This is a genomic window from Neobacillus rhizosphaerae, assembly GCF_050477885.1.
GTDB classification, from domain to species: Bacteria; Bacillota; Bacilli; order Bacillales; family Cytobacillaceae; genus Neobacillus; species Neobacillus rhizosphaerae_A.
Map to the genome: position 1 here is coordinate 1 of NZ_JBCNAC010000037.1, position 3,864 is coordinate 3,864.

At 41.1% G+C, this 3,864-nt stretch carries 5 protein-coding genes; 4 read left to right on the top strand and 1 reads right to left on the bottom strand.

The features are described from left to right. The first annotated feature begins 148 nt into the window (after positions 1-148). Together ABES03_RS05320 and ABES03_RS05325 are read left to right on the top strand one after the other, a co-directional pair. Complete coding sequence (locus ABES03_RS05320; protein WP_430115799.1) at positions 149-1,447, top strand: HD domain-containing protein; 1,299 nt, start codon at positions 149-151, stop codon at positions 1,445-1,447. A 74-nt stretch (positions 1,448-1,521) separates the two neighbouring features. After that, positions 1,522-2,025, top strand: coding sequence for a YwgA family protein (locus ABES03_RS05325; RefSeq protein ID WP_430115805.1), 504 nt, complete (start codon positions 1,522-1,524; stop codon positions 2,023-2,025). 35 nt (positions 2,026-2,060) lie between these two features. Here ABES03_RS05325 and ABES03_RS05330 read toward each other — a convergent pair whose 3' ends face one another. Then, complete coding sequence (locus ABES03_RS05330; RefSeq protein WP_430115801.1) at positions 2,061-2,522, bottom strand: 2-hydroxymuconate tautomerase; 462 nt, start codon at positions 2,520-2,522, stop codon at positions 2,061-2,063. Here ABES03_RS05330 and ABES03_RS05335 point away from each other — a divergent pair. Together ABES03_RS05335 and ABES03_RS05340 are read left to right on the top strand one after the other, a co-directional pair. Then, positions 2,433-3,083 carry a site-2 protease family protein gene (locus ABES03_RS05335; RefSeq protein WP_430115802.1) on the top strand — a complete coding sequence of 217 codons (651 nt, stop codon included), beginning with the start codon at positions 2,433-2,435 and terminating at the stop codon, positions 3,081-3,083. The two genes, ABES03_RS05330 and ABES03_RS05335, sit on opposite strands and share 90 nt — an antisense overlap. 15 nt (positions 3,084-3,098) lie before the next feature. Then, a complete protein-coding gene (locus tag ABES03_RS05340) occupies positions 3,099-3,611 on the top strand; it encodes a YwhD family protein (RefSeq protein WP_308081775.1) in 513 nt (170 codons plus the stop codon). Positions 3,612-3,864 lie beyond the last annotated feature (253 nt).

A 3,864-nucleotide genomic window follows, 5' to 3' on the forward strand; every position in this document is an offset into this window, starting at 1 on the left:
CCCACGGAAAGCGAAGTGCCTGGAACGGAAATCAACAGACTCTTTTTTTAAGTTGCATTTGTCGAAAACTACTGTAGAATTTTGCTGAAAAATAGGTGAATTTTGGGATATAATAGACAAAAGAAAGTAAAGAGGAAGAGGGAAGTCCATGCAATATTCGGCGGAAAAACTGAGTGAAGAAAAAGTGTTTAAAGACCCCGTCCACCGCTACGTCCATGTGCGTGATTTGGCCATTTGGGACTTGATTGGAACGAAAGAATTTCAGCGCTTACGGCGAATCAAACAGCTTGGAACAACCTTTTTAACCTTTCATGGTGCAGAGCACAGCAGATTCAACCATTCGCTGGGAGTATACGAAATCGTCCGCCGGATTATCGACGATGTGTTCGCTGGAAGGCCGGAATGGAACGATGATGAACGACTTCTCACCCTGTGTGCGGCCCTTCTTCATGATCTGGGGCACGGACCGTTTTCCCACTCCTTTGAAAAAGTCTTTGGTTTTGACCACGAAGATTTTACCCGCGCCATTATTTTAGGTGATACAGAAGTTAATCGTGTGCTGTTGAAGGTGGGACCAGATTTTCCTACTCAAGTAGCCGAAGTGATTGAAAAAACATCCGAGAAAAAGCTTGTTGTGAGTCTGATTTCCAGCCAAATTGATGCGGACCGCATGGATTATTTGCAACGGGATGCGTATTTTACCGGTGTCAGCTATGGGCAATTTGATATGGAACGGATTCTACGCGTGATGCGGCCAAGAGAAGACCAGGTTGTGATTAAAAAGAGCGGTATGCACGCGGTCGAAGATTATATTATGAGTCGTTACCAGATGTATTGGCAGGTTTATTTTCATCCCGTAAGCCGCAGTGCGGAGGTAATTTTGACAAAAATCCTCCATCGTGCGAAGCAGTTATTTGAAGAAAACTATTCTTTCAAATATGAACCGATTCACTTTACGTCGTTCTTTCATGAAAAAGCGACATTAGAAGACTATCTAAAATTAGATGAGTCTGTTATTATGTATTATTTTCAAATTTGGCAGGAAGAGGCCGACCCGATTTTAAGCGACCTTTGCCGCCGTTTTGTGAATCGTAATCTATTCAAATATGCCGAATTTGATCCTGCAAAGGAATACAAGAAACTTGCTGAATTAACCTCCTTATTCCAAAAGGCGGGAATGGACCCTGAATATTATTTGGTGGTCGATTCATCCTCCGATTTACCATATGATTTTTACCGACCGGGTGAGGAAGAAGAACGGCTGCCGATTCATTTGTTAATGAAAAATGGGGAATTACGGGAGCTTTCCCGAGAGTCAGAGATTGTGGATGCCATTTCGGGAAAAAGAAGAACCGATCATAAGCTTTATTATCCAGCTGATTTTCTTGAGAGTGATTCCGGCTGTAAAGAGAGTAAAGCAAAAATCCGCGCTCTTTTGGAGAGTTGATAGACAGATGCCCTTTGAGGCATGAAAAAGAGATAATAAGAGACCTGTTTAGATGGAGTAGGAGATGACGAATGTTGTTAAAAGATCATGCGAAGCTGATGCAGGCAATTTTAGTTTCCGGCGAAATTACGGGGAGAAAAAAGCTGCAAAAGATGATATATATTGCAAAAAAGGTTGATTTTCCGTTTCAGGAGCGGTTTCAGTTCCATTTTTACGGGCCATATTCTGAGGAATTGACTACAAGAGTAGAAGAGCTTTGTAACATGGGTTTCTTGAATGAAGTGAAAGAGAAAAAGGGCGGATATTTTCAGTATCGTTATACACTGACGGATGCTGGGAAAGAGTTTTTGAGCATGAATGATGTGGACATGCCCTGCCTACAGGATTGCCTCGTGGATATGAATGAGCAGAATGCTAGATTTCTTGAGCTTGTTTCTACGGTTTTATATTTTGATAATCTTCCAAAGGAAGAGGTTGCGAATAAGGTATTTACGTTGAAAAGCAGCCAGCGCTATACCGAAGCAGAGATTGATGAGGCTTATCAGTATATTGAAAGCTTGAAAGCGAAAGTTCAGTAAAAAAAGTGGAAGCGCCTATTGCGCTTCCGCTTTTCTTATTTATCGCTTGCACGGACACCGCCGACGCCGTAGTGGTTCTTGCTCATTTCTTCAATGAAAACGGTAATGTTTTCTTTTGGAGCGCCTGTTGTTTCGCTGACAGCGTCAGTGACTTTCGCTACTAGAGCTCTCTTCTGGTCTTCGGTACGTCCTTCTAGCATTTTGACTGTAACGTATGGCATGATGACTTCCTCCTTATAATCAATCGTAACTATGTTTAAGTTTCCCTCATTCTGTGAAAAAGTGCAATATTGGTCGGCATATTTGATTTTCTTTTTCCATGCGATTTCATGTATACTTAAAGGAATATAATAGAAGAAAGAGAAAACGGAGGCATGCCTTCCGTTCAGTAAGGAAGGAGAAACCACTTGGAACATTTTCTTGCCTATCCCCTTAAAGAGATTCCTTATGTTGTCATTACACTTATGTTTGCATTCACCTTTCATGAATTTGCACATGCCTATGTAGCCTATAAATTCGGTGATATGACAGCTAAAAATCAAGGGCGTTTGACGCTTAATCCAATCCAGCACCTTGACCCATTTGGAACAATCTTGATTCTGATTGCCGGCTTCGGCTGGGCTCGTCCTGTACCGGTTAATCGTTTTTATTTTAAAAAACCGCGCTTGGCTGGCGTCCTAGTTTCTGTTGCAGGGCCTTTAAGCAATTTAGTCTTAGCTTCGATTGGATTTATCGTTTGGTATGCATTAAACCGCTTTGGTTCGATACCATCTGATAATTTTATTGATTTCCTCAATATATTTATTAATCTGAACGTCGTGTTATTTATTTTTAATCTGCTCCCACTTCCACCACTTGATGGCTATCGAATCGTGGAGGATTTAGCACCGAATCATATTCGTGCTAAAATGACCCAGTATGAACAGTATGGAGTATTAATCTTTTTAATATTAGTCATTACACCGCTGGACCAATTTACGATTCAACCGATTTTTGGTGTCGTCATCCCGTGGGTATTAGAGGGATTAAGTAATTTCTTTTACAGTATGTTTTTCTAAGGAGGTTTACGTTCGATGGATGAAAAAAAGAAGAAGCTAGGTTTTAATATAATTAAGAAAAGCGATCCAATGGATAACCATAAAGGGTTTGGAAAAGGAGCGTTGAGCCTTGATAATGTGTCGCCTGTCTTCATTGATATCGATGCGGGAGAAGCGGTAATCGATGTAGGTGCGATGCATGCCCGCAGTGTGGTGGAGAAGGGAATCAAATTTTTACCGAATAAAGAAGAGGTTCCAAATGGCAAGCCGTATTGGCTGGTGTGGGTGACGATTGATCGCCATGAAGAGGGACCTTATTATGCTGGTGTGACAGCTTGTTATATGACGGTTGACCGTGAAATCCGCCGTGGCTACAAATCCCTTCCAGAGCATGTTAATCGCATGGATAAGTCGCTCAAGCGCCATATTATCGTCGCTGATATGGATGACAAGTCAAAGCAAGTGCTGGCGGACTTTTTGAAAAATCATAATGAAGTATTATGGAATAATTCTACAGACGAACTAAAACAAGGGTTAAATGCTCAGTAAAAAATACCCTAAGATAATTTTTGGTAGTTTTTTTAAACAATAGATAGTATGATAAACAGTGTGTGAATACACGTAAAACTAGGACAAGAAAAGCTCCGGAGCGCTCCGGAGCTTTTCTATTTGAATATAATTTGATAATTGTCTAGCTCCAGCGCCTAGCCAGTTTTCATCCTGAATAATCTTCCTTGAGTATCTTGTAACAATCATGGCTTGATAAAGCGATGATTGTTACAGCTCGGGTCAAATAACCTTC